This is a genomic window from Aliivibrio sifiae (genome assembly GCF_002954715.1).
GTDB lineage: Bacteria > Pseudomonadota > Gammaproteobacteria > Enterobacterales > Vibrionaceae > Aliivibrio > Aliivibrio sifiae.
The window spans coordinates 1,556,467-1,579,660 of record NZ_MSCP01000001.1; the positions used below are offsets into that span (position 1 = coordinate 1,556,467).

Consider the following 23,194-nt stretch of genomic DNA (forward strand, 5'->3'; position numbering starts at 1 on the left):
ACCACTATGCAATTTGTTCCATTTCCGCAGAGGTAAAACAAGAGATCTGATTACGGCCTGATGTTTTAGATTCATAAAGCGCAAGATCAGCACGTTTATAGCTTGATTCACTATTGGTACAAATATCCGTCAAGCCACCACTGATCGTGATTTTCGCGCCATCATATAAATTTATAGCCACTCGTAAGCGGTTTAAAATAACATCCGCTTCTTTTAGTGTGGTATTAGGAAAAATAATAGCAAACTCTTCACCACCAATACGAGAAACAAAATCAGACTCTCTGCTTTCAGAATTCAAAATTCTACCGACTTGAGTAATTACTTTATCGCCAACATCATGTCCATATTCATCATTTATTCTTTTAAAATGGTCAATATCAACAATCGCTAAACAAGATTTACCTACGTTACTTTTAGTTCTTTCTTCATCAACAATAGCTAAAAATTCACTTTCAAATTTACGGCGGTTCCAACATTGAGTCAGCATATCTTTCTCACTCAATTCTCTTAAGCAATTTTCTAGTTCTTTTCGGGCAGTAATATCAACAAATGACGCAATGAAATACTCCATTTTACCATCGTAATTACAAATCGCTTGAATGCGTAATATTTCGGTCAATAACGTTCCATCTTTTCTTTTGTTCGTTATCTCACCTTCCCACAATCCATCAGCTTGAATCGTTTCCCACATTGAAGAGTAAAAACTTTTTTTGTGTTTTCCTGACTTAAATATTGATGGCAATAACCCTAGCACTTCATGTTCTTCCCAGCCACTTAAACGGGTGAACTCTTCATTTACCTTAATGATACGGTTATTTTTATCGGTAATAACAATGGCTGACATCCCATTTAATGCAGCCAAGGCTAATTGACTTTCCAAACTAGTCGTTCTGTGCTTTGCAATATAACGCGCTATCAATACCGATATAAAGATAATAACGATCATTGCCATTATTGATTCATAAATAATAAACGTTAATTTATGATCTAAATTTGTCACGGTTAAGGTATTAGGGCTGCTCAATATCAAATAGAATGAACGGCTTGCAAAGTCACCATCAAATTCCACTTTTATAAATGAATAAGCACTTTCTTTATCTGAATATACACCGGAGTTTTGTGATTTTATACTTTCCCATAGCTTAGGGTTCTCAATGGATAAATTATATTTTTTCCGTTCAGAAATAAGGTGTCCTAATGTTTTATTCGTATCTTTTGAAGCAAGGTAATATCCTTCTTCATTAACGAACTCAACAATATCTCCACCTTCTAATGAATCTTCCAATTGCGAAACAATCTCATAGATATTTAGATTGAAAAACAAATATCCTTTTCGTTCATCACCGACTTCAACTGGAGTAAAAATACGTAATGAAGGACTAGGAGGTAGAACAACCTCGCCATGCTCTACTTCTAAATCAATACCAAAAAAACCTAATTCATCTGCTTCAAGTGCTTGTGCATAAAGAAAGTAATCTCGCTGTGATTTATCTTGAAGTTGATGTATTGAAGTAATACGTATTTGAGAATTCTGCTCATCAAGACGAGAAATTTCTTTTCCATCAATGCCAATAAAGCGGATCTGAGAAATATATGAATAGTTTGTCGCAGTTAGTGACCAAAGAGATTCTAATAATGCTCTATTTTTTGTAGAGGGATCTTGTATAAATTGCAACAGCATTCTGTTATCGGATAATAACTTTAAAGATGTTCCTAATTCAGAAGCAATTGAATAAATTTCTTTTTGACTAAAGTTTAATTGATGCTTAGCTGTATTTTGTCTTTGATATTGAATGGCATTTAATTCTGTATGGTACAATCCCCAAAAATAGAACACAGGTGTGATACCAATCAATAAGATAGTAACAATAAAATATTTTATTTGTTTATAAATCATACAACCATTCAAAATGCCAATTTTTACCACTGGCATTCTATCAAATTAACATAATTAATTAGTGATCTCGCTCTAATTGTTCATGTGAATATGTTGTATAATTAGAGAGTTTTATTGACGTCATTTATATGACGTTAAAATAACAAAGATTAAATATATAACATGATGCGAATATCATTAATTTCATAAATAAGATCGGATATCTAATTAAACTAAAAATCGTAATTTAAACTAATCGTACTGTAAATCTCATCATGAGCTTTACCGCTCGCAACAACGCTATTATAAATATATTCAGCATCAATCATTAGAGATAAACTTTCCATTAATTTATTTTTTAAATATCCATGCGTTGTAGTTGTCGTATTTGAATCACCATAATCCATACGGACTCCACCACCAATTTCTAGCCCATCCGTAATTTTACTGTCCCCTTCAATAAAGATATTCGCAATCATTTCATCTTCTGAATGATTTGGCAGATCATCATCAAAACGTTGACGTTTAGAATAACGATAACCAGGACCAGCACCAATATCTAGTGATGCTTTCTCTGAGTCAATAAGATTAGCACCAAAACCACTTACCAATAAAATTTGCTCTCGATAAGTAGCAAACTGGTCATGTTCATATTTTGCATTACCAAAAATAAAAAAGGTTTCTGACATATCGTATTTCAGATCATACGTGGTTTTATTTTTATTCGTTCCATCATCACTGTCATTCCCTCTTGTATAATACGTAGAAAATGCTGCTGTATGATGCCATAGTTGCTCTTCGTATTTTAAAGTCACTCCTGAATTAACCGACATTGATGTTTCATCTGTTTTTGTATAGATAAAACCCACTTTCGCGTCACCACTAAACTCACCAGAGGCAGTACTATCTTCATCTTTAGCCATCGTTGAAAAACTCAATAATGTAAGCGTAGATAATTAAAGAGACAATGACAGGTAATTTAGACATGTGCTTCCTTAACTAAAAATAAAATAAATCTCATTATAGCTAATTCTCATAAACAGAATAATAAACCCACTCTAACGTATTACATTTAAGACACATGGAATTACGTAATGTTACCGAAATTGAACGCAGCCGTTTGTTTATTAATCACTTAGCATCTTTTTTATTATTTTCTCTTGCAATCTAAATGAGCATGTTCAATAATCGCTCTCGTTCTACGGAACAACAGAATCTATGGAGGCCCTGGTCCTCCCGCAACACTAACTCGTGAACTCGGTCAGGCCTGGAAGGGAGCAGCCGCAGCGGGCGACGTGTGTGCCGGGATGTGGCTGGGGCTTCCACCCAACTGACGCTTGCAAAATTACTCTGCATAAATTGCAAAGAAGTCTACAAATTTGCAAAATAAGCTCGCATAACCTACCTTTAGTTGTAAGTTTACAACATGAAGGTGAATACCATGTACATTCGTACACTAAAACAATCTCAAGTAAAAAACATTAGTAAATTTATGAGCCTGAAGAATGATTTAATCATTCGTACAGAGTCTATGCTTGAATTTGATATGTGCTTTCATCTTGAATATTCTCCTGATGTTGTTAGCTTTGAATCTCAACCTCAAGGGTTTCACTATGAACATCAAGGAAAACGCCTCCCCTACACTCCAGACTTTCTCATTACACATTCATCTGGGCTGCAACAATTACTTGAAGTCAAACCTCTTTCTAAAACCCAACGTCCCGATTTTCAATCAAAATTCATCCAAAAACAGCAAGTAGCCCAGAAGTTAAATCTTTCATTAATTCTTATTACCGAAAAGCAAATTAGAACAGGTCATTTACTCAATAATTTTAAGCTTTTACATAGATACTCTGGACTACATAGTATTTCTGCTACTCAAAAGGCAATTATCAACCTCATTCAGAAAGTAAATAAAATTCAAATTAATCAAATTGCAAACAGCTTAAATATTAGTGACGGAGAGGCATTAACAGGTGTTTTAAGTTGGCTATCAAAAGGGGCACTTCAAACCGATTACTCAAATGAAGCGATAAATGGCAACTCATATGTGTGGTTATAACGATGAGTTTTCCATTTAATGATGAATTTAAAGAAATAATAGAGATTTCTGGCGAGAAAAATAAAGTCATTCATAATGAAGAAGCAAACTCGCTCCTATTATCCCTTGATTCATATAGCCATGACATAAAAATGGAAGTACTACGCCGTATTTCCTTTATTAAGTGGATCAAACCTCGCTTAAAGGGTGGCTGGACACAAAAAAACTTAAATCCTCTTATTGATGATGCTGCTACACAATTAAAAATGGCGGCCCCTAAATGGCGAACTCTTGCTGAATGGCATAAAAATTACCATTCAAGCGGGAATGATATCTCCTCTTTAATCCCAAAGCACTCAAGTAAAGGTAATATTCAACAGCATACTGATAGCGATTTTTTGATAAAAAAAGCAATTAACGAAAAATATTTAACATTAACCCGATGTTCTATCAGTCAAACTTTTAAGTACTATTGTGATCTAGTAATAATAGAAAACCGTTCCTTGCCTGAAAATCAAATCAAATCTGTCAGTCAACGTACTTTTTACAACCGAATCAATGCACTACCTAAATATGATGTAGCTTTAAAGCGGTATGGTAAACGATATGCTGATATTAATTACCGAACCGTAGATAGAATGGTAAATGTAACAAGACCTTTAGAGCGAGTAGAAATAGATCACACACCTCTTGATTTAATCTTACTTGATGACAACTTAGAGATACCATTAGGTCGTCCATACCTAACAATTTTAATCGATAGTTATAGCAAATGCATTGTCGGCTATAACCTTAGCTTTAGGCATCCTAGCTTTGAATCTATTCGTCACGCTTTTTGCAATGCCTGCCTTGATAAATCATCTATTACACAACAATACCCTCACCTTCAACAGGATTGGCCTATTTCTGGAAAAATTGAAAATCTTGTTGTTGATAATGGCGCTGAGTTCTGGAGTAATAGCTTAGAAGATAGTTTACTGCCTTTTGCTACCAATATTTTATATAACAAGGTTGGTAAACCATGGATGAAACCTCTTGTTGAAAAGTTTTTTGACCTGTTAAATAAAGGCTTAGTCCATTCCCTCCCAGGAACAACTCGCTCAAGAATAGAGCAACTGAAAGGTTATAATCCTAAAAAAGATGCAGCGATTACATTCAGTTTATTTTTAGAACTATTTCATACGTGGATTATCGATATCTATCATATGACTTCCGATACAAGAGAGACTGCTGTTCCTTATTTTAAATGGCAAGAAGGAGTAACGGCTTTACCCCCTCTCACCTATACAGATGAAGAAGCCCAACAATTACGAATAGAGCTTGGAATATTAAATACTCGAACGGTTCGTATTGGAGGGATTTTTCTTTATGGATTACGTTATGAATCAGAAGAATTAAGTGAATACAGAAAAATTTGGGGTTCTATTGATAAGAATAACCTAACGCTGAAAACAAAAACCGACCCTTCTGATATATCACATATTTTTGTCTATTTAACTAATGAATCTCGTTATATTAAAGTTCCTTGCATGACAGATATTAGCTATACATCAGGCCTTACGTTATTTCAGCATCAAACAGCTCAAAAATTACAAAGAACTAAAACAAGATTACAAATAGAACATGAAAAACTCGCTGATTCACGTATGTATGTTGAAAATAGAATTGCGGAAGAAGTAGAAAAAATCAAATCTAGTAAAAAACGTACTACGAAAACTACCCATGCATCAAAGATAGCTCGGCACCAAGATATTGGTGGTCATACTCAAAAGTCGATTCAAGTACCTAGTGAGCAAAGTGAAATCAAAAAACTGAATACAAATGAACATGATGTTTTAAATGGATGGGATGAACAATTTGATGATTTAGAGGGATTTTGATGCACACTTTATCTTCGACTCAAAAAGAACAACTCATCAACTTTAATCAATGCTTTATTGAGTATCCAATAATTACTCATATCTACTCTATTTTTAATGATTTACGAATGAATCAAGGTTTAGGTGCAGAACCACAATGTATGCTCTTACTTGGTGATACTGGTTCAGGAAAGTCAGCACTCGTTAATAACTATCTGTTACAACAACCGTCATCAAATTCTTCTGCACTCAGTTCATTACCCGTGTTACATACACGTATCCCACATAGAGTGAATAACGAACAAACCATGTATCAACTGTTAACTGATTTAGGACAATCACCTTCAGGAACGAGAAGAGCGAAACGCTCAGAAATCGCTCTCGCCGAAGGAGTCGTTCGAGCTTTAAAGCGTAAAAAAACAGAACTCATTATTATTAATGAATTTCAAGAACTCATCGAATTTTCAAGTGCTAAAGAACGTCAGAATGTCGCTAACACGCTTAAATACATTAGTGAAGAAGCTAGAGTATCAATTGTGTTAGTTGGTATGCCCTATGCAGATATTATTTCTGAAGAACCTCAATGGGGATCTCGCTTAGCATGGAAAACACAAATAGAATATTTCTCATTAAAAAATGACATGAAAACATATGTTCAATTCCTAAAAGGCCTAGCAAATCGAATGGGGTATGATGAGGTGCCATCATTGCACAATAAGGAGCTTGCTATTCCACTGTTTTCAATTTGTAGGGGTGAGCTAAGGCAACTTAAGAACTTCTGCTCTGATGCGATGCTAGAAAGCTTTAAGCAAAACAAAAACACACTAACTCATGATGTATTAAGTGCCACTTTCAAGTACAAATTTCCAACAAAGAAAAATCCATTTGAAATGAATGTAGCTGACGTTCCAATTCAAGAGGTAGAGTCTTATTCAAAGTATAGTCTAAACGCAATGACTGATGATGAACGCCTTACTGCAACTAAGTTTCTTGATGCTATGTCCTTATCTTCACTGTTGAGTAAGAGTTGAGGATGATTTTTGAGCAGCATATACTTAGTGTTAACTCATTTTGGATAAAAATGAGTTAACACTTTTCTAAATTAACATTCAATTTATTACTTTCGGTATTGAACATCACTTAACTCAATTTCTTATCTTGAGTATGAACTAGGCTTGGGAAATCCTCCTCTAATTACAACTACAATGACCAAAGTACTGCTTGTCCCACTAGGATGAGAAAAAACAGCAATATCTTCTTCGACACACCCTAACGGTGCTGTTTTGGGCGATGACTCTAAAACTGCTAATATTCCAACTCTCTTTCCCAAAGCGATAGCATAACTAGCAGTTTGATCAAAATACTTTGTGAAGTCTCCTGGGAGCATTGGCTTTCGATGCTCAACCTTTAACTCTATTGGAATGTCACAAAAGGTTAAATCTGTAATTCCACCTGCAGCTTCAACATGACTATGTAGTTTTTCTCCAATGTCTGATCTATTACTCAATAACTTAAAAGTTAAATCTTGGAAGTCTTTCTCTGAGGTTTTTTCTTGGAACATACCTACCTTGAGTGCTTGGGCGTATATATTACCTAGCCCCCCTAGAACTGTCATAACAGTTGCCACATCATCCTCATTAATGACGTGTAGTGTTCTTAATTGGTTTCTTATTTGAATCAGGCGTTTATCTACATGAGAGAAGCCAGATATAGGGTTGGAGTCTATATCTGTTCCTTCAAGCAATAATCTTCTGTGACCTATAATTTCAACTTTTCCGTTATGTTTAGAATCGGTAAACTCTGCGGCGTAAAGAAACTCATAAGGTCTAGAACCAAATGAGTGAGCTACTTCTAACACTGCTCTGCCAGTATCTCTCAATATGAATGGTTCTTCACCGTCAGGTTTTTTAAAGTTAAACGTAGGCAACCATTCCCTTTCTCTTGCATCGACAGTAACGGGCGTCAGCAACAAATTTGTTGCATCTATCGGCCAATTGGAAACTCTAACTTCCAATGTTAAATCGTATGAAGTACCAGGTTTAAGGTAGTTAAAGTTTTTTGCTGGCTGCCCATCAATATCAAACTTTACAAAAGCAACACTAGTTTTGTCTCTTTGATCTATTCCTGTATCCCTCGGAGAATATGATGCTATAGGTGGCTTCTTCATCCTAGAATACAAAAGCAGCGGAAGATCCCAACGAAAAAACAAATCAGCTATTGATTCAAGTTCGTTGATATTGCAAATTGCATTAACTTTATCAATGAACCCCTTGAACAAAGCATCTTCCTCTGCCATTAAAGATTCGTCTAGCTCTGAGAGTTTCAGTTTCGCTGAACTCAGGAACCTTTGAGAGTCACTATCTGCATTTCGAATGGATTGCTTCCACTGCGCAAGCAAAAGGAATATTGATACAGAAAACTGAAACCGTCGGTATCTATTCTCTACCTCTCCATTTCCTAACTCATCAACAATTTCCCCGAGTTCAAGGCAGGCATTTTGAAGTATCTCTATACTTCCAGAAACTGGCTGTAAAGCTGTTTTGATGGAATTAAGTACTACGATTCTAGAAGTTAAAGCCTGGTGGAAAATCTCGAAACTCGGCTCGTTCTTCATGCTCTTTCTCCAATTTTTTTATAAGCTCTTGCCATTTTTGTGTACTTTCATTACTCAGATTGCCAACTTGGATTTCAGATTCAATTTGTAACGCAGTTGCAACCAATTCAGTTTGGATTCGCCATAACAAATGACGCGTTTCTTCAGGTATCGAATTAACAAAGTCGTTGAACAAGTTCGTGCCAATAGCACTCTCGCCTGATATCGAGAGAGCTGTTGCATAAGTAATAGCTTCCAAAAAATCACCTTGCTTTAAAGGTTTTAGTAACTCTAAAGCCCCGACAATCTCTTTTTTACTGTTTATAAGCTCATGCTTTGTACTACTCAGTATTATGTCTTTACAATCACTTATTGATATGTCGCGAGTATAGCTGTCCCGTATCGCTTTTAAGGCGACTTTAAGAAAGCTCGGAAGTGTTTTAAATCTATAGCCAGATTGATTTACTGCATGGTATAAAGCACTCCCTTCTTGTTTGAGTAGAATTGCGGATAGCAATTGACCATGTGCACCTTTGCATTCGGAATCACTTAAGCACAACGAAACCAACAGGTTGATACAATCAACTAAAAAATCGCCATCATCACTTTCTTTCGAATAAACCAATACTAAGTTCCAAAGAGGACTTTTTATAAGCAAGCGCTTTTCTTCAGGAAAAGACCTATATCTTAAAACGCTAACTGTGAGAGAGGAATAAAGTCCCATACTCAAAAACGATAGAAGCCATTATTATCTGTGGCTGCCTATTAGGATCATAAAATAGAGTTTCATACTAAACGACATAATTGAACAGCCAATGAGCAAACATTAGGTAATAAAGATTCATACTTTTATTCGCTGTTCAGAACGTAGTCAGTGCCTTTTTCTGATCGCTTATATTTATACTGTGGTCTGATCCATGTTGGCGTGCGTTCTTTGATGACGTAACCATGTTCAGCCAACCACATCAAATCGGGAGAGTGGTGAGATCCATCATACCCACCGATATCGAACGGTCTTTCAAACTTATCTAGCCGCAAGCTTTTCAAACCTCAAGGCAGCGGCTCTAAATCAGAGCTCCGAATGAACAAATCCAAGGGCTAGCAAAAGGTCATGTTGGAGCACATCATCACCAACCTTAGCAACAAGCATTACTTTCGAATTCCGTTCACTTTACAGCTACAAAACTACAATTCCGATGCTAATGTATTTTCAGTATATGTGGCATCCAATAGTCTCATGGACCGGGTGTTACAAGCTTGACTGAATTTGATGGCACCGATCACTTTAGTCTGCAGCCATATACTAAACTTTACCGTACAGACGGGTACCCGATTCCAAAGTTCTACACATATAATGCAAAGCCACTAAAACTACTTCCTAGGTTGGCTTTATCAGAAGAGCAAAGCCGCTATAAAAAGGGTTCAACAGCGATTCGTGATTCCGTAGCAAGAATGAATGTTTCTAGTAGTTCAATGCTTAGATTTAGTATGAACGAACCTAGAAACCCTAAATACACTGGAAACACGAAAATTCACATCAAAGCGTCTCCTGAGCAAGCTCAGAAGTGGGTTAATGAGAAAACACAGATGGTTGCATACGTTAAACCAGCTATCATAGTTCACGCGCCATACCTGCACGATTACGCCGTAGTTTATAACCCAAATGAAGATGTGTACGTTACCGAAAATGATGAACGCATTGTGAGCAAACGAGGTGGGACGTTAAAGTAAGTTAAGATAGCCTCTTTGCTCTAAACTAAGCCTAGTTAGTTTCACATAAGAGGCTTTCCTGCGAACGCATCAGCGATTTACGTTAGGCATATAATAGTAGACACACATTAAATCAAACCTCTTAATTGAGCCTTGTTAAGTTAACGGTGCTACAGATCCATCACTAGGATCGAGTCCTAACATTATTTCTAAGTTTTGAACCGCTGCTCCTGAGGCTCCTTTACCCAAATTGTCATATATCGCTGTTAAGACGACATGATCTGTATTTTTGGGGGCAAGTACATGAAGAGTCACTTTGTTAGAATTGTTATGAATATCTGGCTCAAGCCCATCAACATCGATGATGCTAGAATAAGACCCTACACTAATAAACTGAGAATCATGATAGTGTTCTCTGAGTTCTTGCCTCAAATGCTCAGCATTTGCACGAGAAGAGCATCTATTTAACTGGATTGGTATTTGAAGGATAATGCCTTGGCGATAATTCCCGTACATAGGAGTGAAAACAGGTTTATTAACCAAATTGCAATATTTATGTATTTCTTTGATATGCTTATGCTCATCGTGCAAGGCATAACGTCTGACCTGACTTGAAATATGACTCTTATGATTAGGGTCCTCAAACCTAGCAATAGCTTCCCGCCCCCCACCGGTATATCCTGAAACCGCGTTTACAGCATAAGGGTAGTTAGCATCTAGTAGTTTTGCTTCTATGAGAGGCTTTAGTAAAAGTATGGCACCAGTTGGATAGCAGCCTGGGTTTGATACTCTGCTTGCACTCTCAATGAGAGTACTTTGGTTTTGAGATAGTTCGGGTAAACCATAAGTCCATCCGTCAGTAACCCTGTGAGCAGAACTAGCATCAAGTACCCTAACATTAGGTGAAGAGATTAATGATACCGATTCACGTGCCGCCTGATCAGGCAAGCACAATATAACTACATCAGCGCTATTGATCATATCTTTACGCGCTGACAAGTTTTTGCGGTACTTAGCTTCAATTTCGATAATATTGACATCACGTCTATCTTTTAAACGAGAATGTATTTGTAGTCCAGTAGTACCAGCTAGTCCGTCAATGAATATGTTATTCACTATGTCTTCCTTTGTTATATTTTTGAGAATTAGTTACATTAGATAGCCAACTAAGTCATCTTTGATGATATTAATTAGTTTGTTTCGTTCTGCGGTGAAATAGAGGTGAAATGGAACTTCTATATGTTCACCCACTACACAAAGATTACTGTCATTCTCAATGCAATCTTTTGCGAAGTTTTCTTCTAATATGGCTGAATACCCTTTATTTTTTATGCAGAGTAACGAGCTCTGATAACAATCGTTATGAGAGAGGCTGTATTGAGTTTTGATCGGTAAGCCCTCAATAAGCTGAGGAATATTCGGTAGCAAAATTTTTGTAACCTTACCGTTGTTCTGATCCGATTTACTTTCTACTAATACAAAATTGATACAACCTAAATAGACGGACCTAATGCTATCGTCTTGTTGGGAGCAAAAGCCGATCCCAATATCTATTGGACTATGCTTCATTGCTACTAACATAGAATCATCTCCCATTCTTCGGATGTTGACCTTATGATTCTCTATTTCATTTGAAAGGGTTAGATTGCTCAGTTTTATGGGGTTAAATGCGTTGCTAACGGCTATGTTGACTCTTTCTTGATTGACGTCAACTTCAGATAGGGTAGCAACTAAATCTTTCATTCCTTGAGAAATACTATGAGCATGGTCATATATCTTTAGCCCCTGGGGTGATAATTGCATCCCTCGATTAGTCCGAACAAATACTTCCGTTCCTAGTCTGCTTTCTAATTGTTTTATTCTTTGACTTAAAGCCGCAGGTGTTGCATGGACTAGTTCTGACGCTCTTGCGAGAGTTCCCGTTTTCGCAATAGCCAGAAAAGCGTTAATTTGATTGATTTGCATTGTTCCAGTCTCGTTATAACTTGGAGTGCATATATAGCACCCAGTTTGATTTATTATGTATTAATGCATTTTAAAAGCCGGACCATGGTCAATATCACTGACGTTGAAGAGATATTTGTGTTTACAAGAGACCGACAATCTATATGAAGGTTGGATTAATGTGTTAGTTGTCCATTACTCCCACCCTCTGCACTGGTGAATTTATATTCCCTTAATGTGAAAGCTTATTCTATAATAGAAACTGGTTGCATTATGTCAAATAAATGAGAAAAGTAATACGTTTTGTGAATATTTTTAGTGATTTTTTAATATTATGTTTATTTTCCCTTGGAGGCTTTTGATTTAAAAGGAGCCGTGTTAAATTGAGTTACCTTCAAAAATAGGAAAGTGGTAACATCGATCTAATCACGGCTCTATCGCACAAGAGGGAGGTGATGCATGTTTATGTATTTTGTGGTTATTCGTGCTCGGCAACGGCAGGTAGTGATTTGACGCCATGTTCTAAGTGAACTTCTTCGAACTTAAACGCGCGCAAGTCAAGCTGGTAACAATAAGGAGCAGACTTAAAACTTTGCTTTCCAAGTAATTGTAAGACACTCGATGATCCAGTTAGCGTACTTGCAAGTAAGCAAGAACAACTGAGAGATGCAACTTTGTGTGCGTCGAAATCGAGGTTAGCAGACTTTTGATAGTTGAGATAAAGTGACGATGGTGTTAAACCGTTCCCAAACTTAACTAGTTTCTCTTGTTCGGTATCGTTTTTCTGTAAATTAAAAAATGTTTCGAATGGCATAGCTTCTGGAGTGAATAAATGCAGCGATGCACCAAAACCAACTGGTCCGGACATTATAACTGGAATACCTCGCTCTCTAGCTCTGCGATACATGAGCATTCTTGGCTCTATAACAAAGTAGTCAAGAGCGTCACAGACTAAGTCGACACCGTCCAAGAACTCTTCTATTGTGTCTTCAGAGATAGCAGTCAAGATTTTTGTCTCAACGTTTGGGTTTATGTCATGTAATCGGCGACTAAGAACGTCAGCTTTTTCTTGCCCTAATGTACTAATAGTGCAACCGAATTGACGGTTCATGTTTTCTGGGCCAAATGTGTCAAAATCAGCTATGGTAACTGAACCTACCCCCATTCTGACTAACGTTTCGGCATGGGTAAATCCAACTCCTCCAGCACCAGGTACAGCAATTTTTTTACCTTCTAGTGTTTTAAGTTCCTCCTCACTTACGATCCCAAGCATACGGCTAAATAGTAGTGAGTGGTCATAATCATCTTTTCTGTTTTCGTCTTTCATCATTATTCCATTATGTATTAGTGTATTCTTCGTGACAGTAGCTATTTATTTTTGTTGTGTGTGGATAAATAATCACTCTTGGTTATACCCATTAAGTACGAATCAAAATAAATTCCTTCCCGAATGACCTGAGCCTTTCTAGCTCCCTCGTTTACAAGGCCAATCTTTTTGTAGATTGCTATTGCTGCCTCATTATCTTGGTAAACCACTAACTCTATACGCTCAAAATCGAGGTACATAAATCCCGTATGCAACGCTTTTTTCAAAAGATTAAAGCCAATTCCTTGTCCAGTTGCTTCATCTGAAACACCCATTGCAAGAGAAGCAACTCTTCGCCACCGCCCGCTCGGCCACGTTAAATAGATGAACCCCGTAACTTTGCCATTGAGTTCTGCAATAACCCAATGTTTATGCTCAGTATCGGCCATTAGGTCCTTTACCACCATTTCACTTGTATAAGGCATAGATGATAGGCCATGAAATACTTGCGGTTTAGACATTATATCTGCGATGGCTTCTGAGTCTTTTACTCTCAATCCTCTGTAATTTAAGGTCGCACGCGAAGATGTTTTCTGATCATTTGAGTTCATATCAATCACTCGCTAATAGAATTCGACTACAAGCAGATCTCTAATTCCCAACTTATTTGGGTCAACTTGAACTATTGGAGAAGCAAAATGATAAGTAGAGGTGTCCTGGAAGAATATGCACTCTCCCTCTTTTGTCAGCGTATGGTCAAAAATGGGCGTTTTATTCTGGTCGAAAATGGTATTTATACCACCCGATACGTTTTCACGGTTAATCATCAAAAGCGTGCTATATTTAACTCCATCATTGTGAATACCTTCCGGAGAAGGCTTTCCTTGTTGGTTCTGTTCCGCAATGATTCTGTTCTGGTAGATATTTATATTCCAAACATCCTGATTAGTTAGTTCGCTTAACTCATATCCGATTTTTTTCAAAAGCTGATTCAATATAGAGTTGTGAAATACCTCCCCTTTTATGGGAGAAAACCATCGCTTTATACCACCATTTAGGGGATTCACCGCTGTTGGTTGGTAATAATGATCGTACTCCTTCATCCATAAAGTATCTTCTGACCTTAGGTATCGAGCTTTACAGAAATTTCTAAAGCGATATTTGCCATCATCATTCATATAATTATCTTGATCGAGTTCATTCCAGGAATCCTTGAAATTATCCCAATCTTCTGAATTAAAAGCGTCTTTACCCAAGAAGTCGTTGATATTTGAAACCATACAAATATTATCTATTACCTCGGACAATATTAGTTGATTTTCATTATTGGCTTTCTCCATACCTATACACTCTTTTATTTTAATGGTTTAGAATTTGATATTACTTATCGGTGATAAAAATCAATCATTTACTTACAAATAATACATTCAGATTAAATCGATAAATATTTTCCCAGACTTTATTGACTCACATGTGCAAGCTAACCTGTGGTTTTCTTTGTTCCTTCCAATCACACTTAAAATTATTTTTTCGTCTTCGGTCTTTGGTTTCAGAACGTTATGGTGGTCATTTAGTTCTACAACACACTGTCCACAAACTCCTTTTCGACATCCATAAGGAATATTGGATGACTCTTTTGTTTCTATTTCATGAAGAAATTGATTTTTTTCCATGTCTATCTCTAAATTTGCCATATACACCTCGATATCAATTTATAATAATAATCTGATGTATAGACTCTTCTATCTAATTATTATTAAGAAGTGTTTAGTTATTTTTGCATCAAGAAATATTATATGCTCATCAAGGTGTTTTTGATTAATATCATTATATTTTCACTCTATTATTAAGCATATTTAAAATGGAGTAAGCAAATGAAAGTCGAAAACAACAATGATTATTTAGTTTCAATATCTGGCTCGTGTAATACCTCTTTTACAATTAAGATGACTTTGTATACATCAATGATATTAGGTGGTGCCTGGATGTATTTTATGGGTGGCTACTTCTTTTATGCAGGGTTTATCTTATTGGGGGTTGCATTTGCTCATGGAGTCGAGCTTCAGCATCAAGTTCTTCATGGTGGAGCTTTTTCTAATAACATCGTAAATCGTATAGTTGGTTTTCTATTAGGTGCCCCAATGCTCGTTAGCTATTCGAATTACAAGGCGAGTCATCTGATACATCATGCAAAAGTAGGGACGAAAGACGATACTGAATTTTTCGAATTTAATACTCTAGATGGAAGTAGCAATATATTTACAAAGCTAATTTCATTTTTCTTGATAACTCATTACATCGAATTCTTCAAACGTGTATTTAAAGCACTCCTTGGTAAGGATATTAACGATCTTTGTGACCAGAAAACCAACAAGCAGATTAGAAATGAGTACATCATGATGCTAGTTATTATTATTGTTGCAATTGTAGGGCTTGCATATTTTGAAATGCTGACTTATTTGGGAGCTTGGTTGTTACCTCTCTTTTTAGTAGCCTCACCACTACATACCCTAATTGAGTTCCCAGAGCACTTTGGTTGTAATAATGAAAGTGAGAATGTGTTGGAAAATACGCGTTCAATCCGAGCTAGCAGCTTTATGGTCTGGTACACAAATGGGAATAACTACCATGTAGAGCATCATATGTATCCGCTTGTTAGACCTGAGAAATTATCAATTGTCCATAGAAGAATAAATCAGGATATTCAGCATACGAATCATTCATATTCGGAGTTTTTCTTTGAGTCTATCTAAGGTTTATGATGCGTAATTTTTACTCAGAAAATCAATTAAGAATTCAAAAACTGAATGGTTCAGAGCGTATAGCGAAGCAGCTTGAAGACACAAGGTTAATGATTGAGTTTAACGATGATGTAGCCCAAATAGTGAACTCATCGCTGTTCTTTTTCATTGCAACTTCGAGCGGTGACAGGAACTTGGAGTGCTCTTATAAAGGTGGGAATGAGGGTTTCGTACGTGTTATGTCAGATAATGAGCTTGCGTTTGCGAATTATGATGGAAACGGAATGTACAAAACACTTGGTAATATTGATGAGAACCCCGAAGTTGCGTTGCTCTTTATCCAATTCAATGGAGACAAGCGTCGCATCCGCATTAACGGAAGAGCACGAATTTCTACAGATAAAGAAATTACACAGCACTTTCCTAAGGCGGAGAGCGTGATCATTGTTGAGGCTGAATTTATTTTCCCTAACTGCCCACGCCATATCCACACGATGCGATTTGAAGAAAACTCAATATATAGCCCAACTGAAGGCTATACCCCCCCTGAGCCATATTGGAAATCTAAGCCCGATTTAGCTCCTTATGTAAAGAAGAGATAACAAAATGGACACACCGTATTTTAAACTTAATTCTACTCAGTATGTCTTACAAGATTATTATTCGTCAACGTTAGGCGACCCTGTGCGGTTTAACGTAATTCCAGACTCTATCGATAGTCTTAGGGAAATACGACGAATAGAAGATGAATGGATGTCGTTTGAAGAAAATGCAATTGTAAATGAAATTCTTCCATCTAATCCAACAGAGTTTAAAGGTTGGTATACAGATAAGCTATTAACACTTAATGAAAACATCAAAGAGTTCTTGGTGTATCTAAGAAACGAAGCGTCTCCTTCAGCAATTGCGTTTTACGTGTGTATGGAAGAGCTTGTCGATGGTAGTTTTGATGATGTGATGGCTTTGGCTCAATTAGGTGTCAATAATCGCTCAAAATTAACAATTGCTGAGAACTATTGGGATGAAATGGGAAATGGCAGTTATGATAAAATTCATACTGAAATGTTCACGGAGTCATCTAGGTATTGTAGAAATCTACTAGACGAAGTATCTCTTTCGTTACCAACTAATATCCCGACACCGTGCTTGATGAACGGGAACCTTGTAACGTTTTGGGCGCTTAGAAGAAAATACATTCCCCGGTTATTTGGAGCGATTGGTTTGATTGAAGGCTCAGCCCCCGTTAGATTCAAAGCAGTGACTAAAGGCATGGAAAGATGTGGCTTTCCAGAAGAAGCAATTGCTTATCACCGTGAGCATATTCATATTGACGCAATTCATGGTAAGGAATGGCTCAACAATATTCTATTACCATATGCGGAGCAAAGTGAACGTTGCTGTCAGGAGATGGCTCGCGGGGTTCTCATCCGCTTTCGAGTAGCAGAAGAGTATTATCGCTATATTGATAAAATCGTACGCGAAAATTGCTAATAGATAACCTGAGTGCCTTGTTGAGAAAATGAGGCACTTAAATTGCATTTCGATTATACATCATAATCCGACAAGTCAATCATATTGCGGTATATTCTTTGAAAGGGATTTTTTACTGCGGTTGTTGAATGAATCAATCTAAATTGGGGTATGTTCATACTTGAAAAGGCAGCATATGGATGCGAATGCTGCCCTTTTAGTGTGATACTTTATTTCTCAGTATGAATCTTCAATACTTAGTATGATTCTTTATTACTCTCCTACACTAACTGCACTCTTATGAACCATCTTATAAGGATCGCTAAGAGCGAGAGAGAAAGCATCGAAGAATAAGTCAGGAAAGTTTTTTACAACTTCAAACGGAACATTTTCCCATGCCTTAATAGCACTTGCCCTGACCAAAACACTCTCATCCATTAGCGCCCCATACCAGTCAGATAAAACCAAGTTTAAACTACTGATCCCTGTAACCATTTGGGATATATGGGTGATCATACACCCGCGCATCTGTTCCTGGTTCTTAGGGAGGTTTCTATATAAACCTAGAAAATCTTCTATTCTCCGATTCCCCTTATGCTTAGCGCCAACTGCTGCGAGGTTAACTAGAGATGATTGTAAGGAGTTAATCGCGTTCTTTTTGTTGTTTCGTTCTAGTTCGTCAAAAAACGAGTCAGTTACTTCAATGATATTTTTTTTGTCTATTTGCTCATACTTTTCCGTCAAAATAGCAGCAGCACCTATTAGATCATCAAAATTTTCATGCGCAAGTACTGAAAACTCGTCTCTTGTGTGTCTGAACATGTCTAATGTTGTGTTAGATGAACACAGTAACTTGGCGTTATTTACTGAATGGGCTAATGCAGGAAAACAAAATGGCTCACACATATGGGTACAGCTTAATCATCCCGGTAAACAAATTCCTAAATTTTTATGTGTCGACCCTGTTGCACCCTCTGCCATATCACTAGAACGCGGATTAGAAAAAGCCTTTAATACCCCTCGCGCACTAAGCGATAGCGAAATTCATGACATTATTAATAAGTTTGCCCTCAGTGCTAAGCTATCAAAACAAGTTGGTTTTACTGGGGTACAAATTCATGGTGCTCATGGCTATCTTGTTAGTCAATTTTTATCAACAAGGCACAATCAACGTGACGATAAGTGGGGTGGTTCATTAAAAAATCGACTTCGATTTGTATTAGAAGTATATCGTGCAATCCGTAAAGAAGTTGGGGATGACTTTCCTGTTGGAATTAAGCTTAATAGCGCCGACTTTATGAAAGGAGGCTTCACTGAAGAGGAGTCAATGCTGGTTGTACAAACTCTGAGTGATAACGGCATCGACTTAATTGAAATATCAGGTGGTACTTATGAAAGTCCATCTATGATGGGTTCTAAAGATAAAAAAAATCCCGTAAAAGAAAGTACGATTAAGCGTGAAGCGTATTTTATGGATTACATGGAAAAAGTGAGGGATCTCGTTAGCACACCATTAGTAGTTACAGGTGGTTTTAGAACTGCACAAGCAATGAATGATGCATTAAATACCTCCGCTACTGACTTTATTGGTATAGCTAGGACCATGGCTATCGATCCTGATTTTCCTAACAAATTAATTAAAAACCCAAATCATGGGATGCCTCTAATCGAACCTACAACAGGTAAACCGTCACTTGATAAAATGGCGATGGTTGGGCTAGTTTGGTACGAACATCAAATGTGGCGTATTGCTGAAGGAAAAGACGGTTTTACTATTATTGAGCTAGTCATTGTTATTGTCATTCTTGGTATTTTATCAGTGACAGCCAGTGCAAAATTTATCACACTTCAACGTGATGCTCGTATATCAGCACTTCAAAGCCTAAAAGGCGAAATGATTGGAGCTATGAATCAACTCCACCCTAAAACAATTCTTGCCGGAATAGATACTCAAGCCAGTGGTGCAATAACTATTGAAGGTAATGTAATTGAAATTGCTTATGGATATCCAAAAGCATTAGCAAATCAAACGTGGAATAAATTGATGAATCAAGAGTTTATAGATTCTCAATTCAATGATACAACACCATCAGAATGGTATTTCCATAATGACACCAGTAAAGCATTCATTACTTTTATGCACAGAAGTAAAAAATACAGTAACGATAATTGCCATATTAAATATAGCGAAGCAATAAATGAAAATACTCTCCCTATTTTTGAATTTGTTAGTACAGGCTGTTAATCGCATAGCTACCTAATAAACAGACAACCTTGATACAAAAATAAATGTAATTGCGTATATTTAAATTATATTTATTGGGATCTGCCCTGTAATTTATAAATACTTCCTAGCACATATTTATTTCTATTCTAATCTTAATTCACATCAATTAAAAAGTTGATTGATGTTTTTGAATTACCTTTAAGGATATGAAATGGAACATTCAAAGTTAAAAAGAAAACATAATTATAAATTTACCCTCTCTACACTCACCCTTTCTTGTTTAATGGCATTTAATGCTCAAGCAGCGGTAGATTGTACTCCTCTTGAATCATGGGATGCTGGCAAAGTTTATAACGGTGGAGAAGAAGTAAAACAAGGCACTAATGCCTATAAAGCAAAGTATTGGACCCAAAATAACGACCCTGCGACTGCTGGCGAATGGGGAGCATGGCAAGATTTAGGCGTTTGTTCTGGTGAAGCAGCTAATGTCGCTCCAACCGTTGATTTAACGTCTCCTAGCACAACAGATAAAATAACAACAGGGGATGTTGTTACATTAACCGCATCTGCATCTGACAGTGATGGTTCAATATCTCGCGTTGATTTTTCTGTTGATGGATCTGTAATAGCATCATCAACGACTTCCCCTTATAGTGCTGTTTGGACTGCAATTGAAGGTTCTCATACCTTCAGTGCTCAATCTTATGATGATAAAGGTGCAGTCAGCACGACAAGCTCTGTTGTTGTAGCTGTAACAGGGACTCCAACTGACAATATTGCACCAACAGCAAGTTTAAGCTTATCTGCATCAAGTGTAGAGCTTGGCGCTGCAGTTACACTAACTGCTAATGCGACAGATTCTGACGGTACAATCGATAAAGTTGATTTCTATATCAACAACACTCTTGTTGGTACAACCGCTACTGCACCTTACATCCTACAATATAAAACAACTGCCGCAGGTTCACTGTCTGTTTATGCAAAGGCAACGGATAACTTAGGGGCTTCTACTAATTCAGCCGCATCTACGTTAACTGTAACTAGCTCTCTTCCTATTGCGGATAATTGCCGCCCTGATGGTTTATACCAAACAGAAGGTGTTACCGTTCCTTACTGTACGACTTATGACAAAGAAGGTCGTGAGTTAATGGGAGCTGACCACCCTCGTCGTGTTATTGGTTACTTCACAAGCTGGCGAGATGGCGGTGATGAACAAAATAGCTATTTAGTAAAAGATATTCCTTGGGAGCAATTAACACACATAAACTATGCATTTGTGAGTATTGGTTCTGATGGCAAGGTTAATGTTGGTGATGTTACCGATCCAAATAATGCGGCAACGGGTAAAGAATGGGCAGGAGTTGAAATTGACCCAACACTAGGCTTTAAAGGTCATTTTGGTGCACTCGCAACTGCAAAAGAAAAGCATGGCGTTAAAACCTTGATCTCTATTGGGGGCTGGGCTGAAACTGGCGGTCACTTTGGGTCTGATGGTAATCGTGTTGCTGATGGTGGGTTCTATACCATGACAACTAACGCCGATGGCAGCATCAACCATGCAGGTATTGAGAAATTTGCTGCATCTGCTGTTGAAATGATGCGTAAATACAAGTTTGATGGTTTGGATATTGATTACGAATACCCAACGTCAATGGCTGGCGCAGGTAACCCTGATGATAAAGGCTTCATGGAGCCACGTCGTCAATATTTATGGGCATCATACCAAGTATTAATGAAAACACTTCGTGAAAAACTGGATGCTATATCTGCACAAGATGGCCAGCATTATATGCTAACTATCGCAGCGCCATCTTCTGGTTATTTATTACGTGGAATGGAAACCTTTGATGTAACTCAATACTTAGATTACGTAAATATCATGTCTTATGACTTACACGGTGCTTGGAATGACCATGTTGGCCATAATGCGGCATTGTATGATACAGGTAAAGATTCAGAATTAGCTCAGTGGAACGTTTATGGTACTGAAGCTTATGGTGGTATCGGTTATCTAAATACTGACTGGGCTTATCATTACTTCCGTGGTTCAATGCCTGCTGGTCGTATCAATATTGGGGTTCCTTATTATACTCGTGGTTGGCAAGGTGTTACTGGTGGTGAGAATGGTTTATGGGGTCGTGCTCCATTACCAGATCAAGCTCAATGTGATGCAGGTACTGGTGAGGGTGAGAAAAACAACTGTGGTTACGGTGCATTAGGTATCGATAACATGTGGCATGATAAGAATTCATACGGCCAAGAAATGGGCGCAGGCTCTAACCCTATGTGGCATGCTAAAAACCTTCAAGAAGGGATCTTTGGTTCTTACTCAAATATCTATGGTTTAGACCCAGCTAATGATCCAGCCGATCAGTTAGTCGGTACTTACACTCGCCATTACGATAGCGTCGCTGTAGCACCATGGTTATGGAATGCAGAGAAGAAAGTTTTCCTATCTACTGAAGATAAAGACTCTATTAACGTAAAAGCTGACTATGTTATTGACCAAGAAATCGGTGGCATCATGTTCTGGGAACTTGCAGGCGATTACAACTGTTATGTTCTAGATGCTAATGGTAACCGAACGTCTGTAGATGCTACTGAAGCGGCTTGTCAAACTGGTAATGGTGAGTACCACATGGGTAACACCATGACTAAAGCGATTTACGAGAAATTTAAATCGGCAACACCATATGGTAATACAGTCGCTACAGGAGCAATTCCATCTGAAACGGTTGATATTGCGGTAAGTGTAGGTGGATTTAAAGTGGGTGATCAAAACTACCCAATTAATCCAAAAATCAACTTTACCAATAACACAGGTCAAGATATTCCAGGAGGAACAGAGTTCCAATTCGATATCCCAGTATCTGCACCTGATAATGCAAAAGATCAATCAGGTGGTGGTTTACAAGTAATTGCTTCTGGTCATACTCGTGCTAATAACATCGGCGGCTTAGATGGAGCAATGCACCGAGTAGCCTTTACTCTTCCTGCATGGAAAGCACTTCCTGCTGGTGGTGTATATGAATTAGATATGGTTTATTATCTACCTATTTCGGGCCCTGCAAACTACACCGTTACAATCAATAACATTGATTATGCCTTTAAATTTGAGCAACCAGACCTACCATTAGCTGACTTATCTTCAGGTGGAAATACAGGCGGTGGTGATAATGGCGGAACACCTGATGCAGGTTGTGATGCTACCGGTCTAGTTACTTACCCTGATCTTCCACAAAAAGATTGGGCTGGTAATCCAAGCCATGCAAATACTGGTGACAAAATCATCAGCAACAATGTCATTTACCAAGCAAATTGGTGGACAGCTGCTGCGCCAGGAAGTGATGGAAGCTGGACAAAAATGTGTAATATTTAATCCTATTTAACCATTAAAATCAAAAGAGCAGCATAATCGCTGCTCTTT

General features: G+C 37.4%; 19 protein-coding genes, 1 other RNA gene and 1 pseudogene. 10 read left to right on the plus strand and 11 right to left on the minus strand.

The genetic code is table 11. From position 1 onward, the window contains the following. Positions 1–4: 4 nt before the first annotated feature. Together BTO23_RS06890 and BTO23_RS06895 are read right to left on the minus strand one after the other, a co-directional pair. Positions 5–1,897, minus strand: coding sequence for a sensor domain-containing diguanylate cyclase (locus BTO23_RS06890; RefSeq protein WP_061003214.1), 1,893 nt, complete (start codon positions 1,895–1,897; stop codon positions 5–7). A gap of 212 nt (positions 1,898–2,109) precedes the next feature. Next, positions 2,110–2,799 carry a DUF481 domain-containing protein gene (locus BTO23_RS06895; RefSeq protein ID WP_105063238.1) on the minus strand — a complete coding sequence of 230 codons (690 nt, stop codon included), beginning with the start codon at positions 2,797–2,799 and terminating at the stop codon, positions 2,110–2,112. Between the two features lie 302 nt (positions 2,800–3,101). On the opposite strand from BTO23_RS06895, the gene ffs reads away from it, so the two are divergent. The 4 genes from ffs (at position 3,102) to BTO23_RS06915 (ending at position 6,807) form a co-directional block, all read left to right on the plus strand. Further along, positions 3,102–3,198, plus strand: an RNA gene (gene ffs / locus BTO23_RS06900) — signal recognition particle sRNA small type. Between the two features lie 119 nt (positions 3,199–3,317). Beyond that, positions 3,318–3,938, plus strand: a complete 621-nt coding sequence (locus BTO23_RS06905) for a TnsA endonuclease N-terminal domain-containing protein (RefSeq protein WP_170066700.1) — start codon at positions 3,318–3,320, stop codon at positions 3,936–3,938. Positions 3,939–3,940: 2 nt separating this feature from the next. Beyond that, positions 3,941–5,797, plus strand: a complete 1,857-nt coding sequence (locus tag BTO23_RS06910) for a Mu transposase C-terminal domain-containing protein (protein WP_105063240.1) — start codon at positions 3,941–3,943, stop codon at positions 5,795–5,797. After that, positions 5,797–6,807 (plus strand): TniB family NTP-binding protein, encoded by a 1,011-nt coding sequence (locus BTO23_RS06915; RefSeq protein WP_105063241.1) that lies wholly within the window; start codon positions 5,797–5,799, stop codon positions 6,805–6,807. The genes BTO23_RS06910 and BTO23_RS06915 overlap by 1 nt, the downstream gene beginning before the upstream one ends. Positions 6,808–6,929: 122 nt before the next feature. Here BTO23_RS06915 and BTO23_RS06920 read toward each other — a convergent pair whose 3' ends face one another. Together BTO23_RS06920 and BTO23_RS06925 are read right to left on the minus strand one after the other, a co-directional pair. Continuing rightward, a complete protein-coding gene (locus BTO23_RS06920) occupies positions 6,930–8,390 on the minus strand; it encodes a hypothetical protein (RefSeq protein ID WP_105063242.1) in 1,461 nt (486 codons plus the stop codon). Beyond that, a complete protein-coding gene (locus BTO23_RS06925) occupies positions 8,341–9,099 on the minus strand; it encodes a hypothetical protein (RefSeq protein WP_146107785.1) in 759 nt (252 codons plus the stop codon). The genes BTO23_RS06920 and BTO23_RS06925 overlap by 50 nt, the downstream gene beginning before the upstream one ends. A gap of 758 nt (positions 9,100–9,857) precedes the next feature. Between BTO23_RS06925 and BTO23_RS21235 the strand changes: the two genes are divergently transcribed. Further along, a complete protein-coding gene (locus BTO23_RS21235; RefSeq protein ID WP_146107786.1) occupies positions 9,858–10,100 on the plus strand; it encodes a hypothetical protein in 243 nt (80 codons plus the stop codon). 135 nt (positions 10,101–10,235) lie between these two features. On the opposite strand, the gene argC is transcribed toward BTO23_RS21235, so the two are convergent. The 6 genes from argC to BTO23_RS06960 all read right to left on the minus strand — a co-directional run bounded on the left by argC (position 10,236) and on the right by BTO23_RS06960 (position 15,023). Further along, positions 10,236–11,195 carry an N-acetyl-gamma-glutamyl-phosphate reductase gene (argC, locus tag BTO23_RS06935; RefSeq protein WP_105063245.1) on the minus strand — a complete coding sequence of 320 codons (960 nt, stop codon included), beginning with the start codon at positions 11,193–11,195 and terminating at the stop codon, positions 10,236–10,238. A gap of 33 nt (positions 11,196–11,228) precedes the next feature. After that, positions 11,229–12,044 (minus strand): LysR family transcriptional regulator, encoded by an 816-nt coding sequence (locus BTO23_RS06940; protein WP_105063246.1) that lies wholly within the window; start codon positions 12,042–12,044, stop codon positions 11,229–11,231. A 457-nt stretch (positions 12,045–12,501) separates the two neighbouring features. Next, positions 12,502–13,353 (minus strand): ThiF family adenylyltransferase, encoded by an 852-nt coding sequence (locus BTO23_RS06945; RefSeq protein ID WP_211295918.1) that lies wholly within the window; start codon positions 13,351–13,353, stop codon positions 12,502–12,504. 38 nt (positions 13,354–13,391) lie between these two features. Next, positions 13,392–13,940: a GNAT family N-acetyltransferase gene (locus tag BTO23_RS06950; protein ID WP_105063247.1), complete on the minus strand. Its 549-nt coding sequence runs from the start codon at positions 13,938–13,940 to the stop codon at positions 13,392–13,394. Positions 13,941–13,952: 12 nt separating this feature from the next. Then, complete coding sequence (locus BTO23_RS06955) at positions 13,953–14,669, minus strand: 2OG-Fe dioxygenase family protein (RefSeq protein ID WP_105063248.1); 717 nt, start codon at positions 14,667–14,669, stop codon at positions 13,953–13,955. An 87-nt stretch (positions 14,670–14,756) separates the two neighbouring features. After that, positions 14,757–15,023, minus strand: coding sequence for a 2Fe-2S iron-sulfur cluster-binding protein (locus tag BTO23_RS06960; protein WP_105063249.1), 267 nt, complete (start codon positions 15,021–15,023; stop codon positions 14,757–14,759). Positions 15,024–15,203: 180 nt separating this feature from the next. Here BTO23_RS06960 and BTO23_RS06965 point away from each other — a divergent pair, with 180 nt between their 5' ends. The 3 genes from BTO23_RS06965 (at position 15,204) to BTO23_RS06975 (ending at position 17,561) form a co-directional block, all read left to right on the plus strand. After that, positions 15,204–16,082, plus strand: coding sequence for a fatty acid desaturase family protein (locus tag BTO23_RS06965; protein WP_105063250.1), 879 nt, complete (start codon positions 15,204–15,206; stop codon positions 16,080–16,082). A gap of 5 nt (positions 16,083–16,087) precedes the next feature. Continuing rightward, positions 16,088–16,672 carry a pyridoxamine 5'-phosphate oxidase family protein gene (locus BTO23_RS06970; protein ID WP_105063251.1) on the plus strand — a complete coding sequence of 195 codons (585 nt, stop codon included), beginning with the start codon at positions 16,088–16,090 and terminating at the stop codon, positions 16,670–16,672. 151 nt (positions 16,673–16,823) lie between these two features. Next, complete coding sequence (locus BTO23_RS06975; RefSeq protein WP_165367212.1) at positions 16,824–17,561, plus strand: iron-containing redox enzyme family protein; 738 nt, start codon at positions 16,824–16,826, stop codon at positions 17,559–17,561. Positions 17,562–17,813: 252 nt separating this feature from the next. Here BTO23_RS06975 and BTO23_RS06980 read toward each other — a convergent pair whose 3' ends face one another. Next, positions 17,814–18,362: a hypothetical protein gene (locus BTO23_RS06980; protein ID WP_105063253.1), complete on the minus strand. Its 549-nt coding sequence runs from the start codon at positions 18,360–18,362 to the stop codon at positions 17,814–17,816. A 4-nt stretch (positions 18,363–18,366) separates the two neighbouring features. Here BTO23_RS06980 and BTO23_RS06985 point away from each other — a divergent pair. After that, positions 18,367–19,785, plus strand: a pseudogene (locus BTO23_RS06985) (NADH:flavin oxidoreductase/NADH oxidase family protein); the annotation flags it as partial. A 193-nt stretch (positions 19,786–19,978) separates the two neighbouring features. Further along, positions 19,979–23,146: a chitinase C-terminal domain-containing protein gene (locus tag BTO23_RS06990; protein WP_105063254.1), complete on the plus strand. Its 3,168-nt coding sequence runs from the start codon at positions 19,979–19,981 to the stop codon at positions 23,144–23,146. Positions 23,147–23,194: the final 48 nt, after the last annotated feature.